A 280-nucleotide genomic window follows, 5' to 3' on the forward strand; every position below is an offset into this window, starting at 1 on the left:
TGCGTGCGCATCGCTCACCACCAGACGCACGCCCCGAAGCCCTCGCGCCTTCAGGCTGCGCAGAAAGTCCGACCAGAACGCGCCGTCCTCGCTCGTTCCGACATCGAATCCGAGTACTTCGCGCTCTCCGGTGTCCGTGACGCCAATGGCGATGACCAGCGCCATGCTCTGCACGCGGCCACCCTCCCGCACCTTCGGGAACGTGGCATCCAGCCACACGTACGGATACTCACGCTCGAGCGGCCGCTCCTTGAACTGGCGAACCTCTTCATCGATGAGC

General features: G+C 65.0%; 1 protein-coding gene. It reads right to left on the reverse strand.

The features are described from left to right. Positions 1–280, reverse strand: a 280-nt coding sequence (locus J3481_RS14510; RefSeq protein ID WP_206832813.1) for a transposase, incomplete at both ends; no start/stop codon positions are given.

Source organism: Alicyclobacillus fructus, from assembly GCF_017329605.1.
Classification (GTDB): domain Bacteria; phylum Bacillota; class Bacilli; order Alicyclobacillales; family Alicyclobacillaceae; genus Alicyclobacillus; species Alicyclobacillus fructus.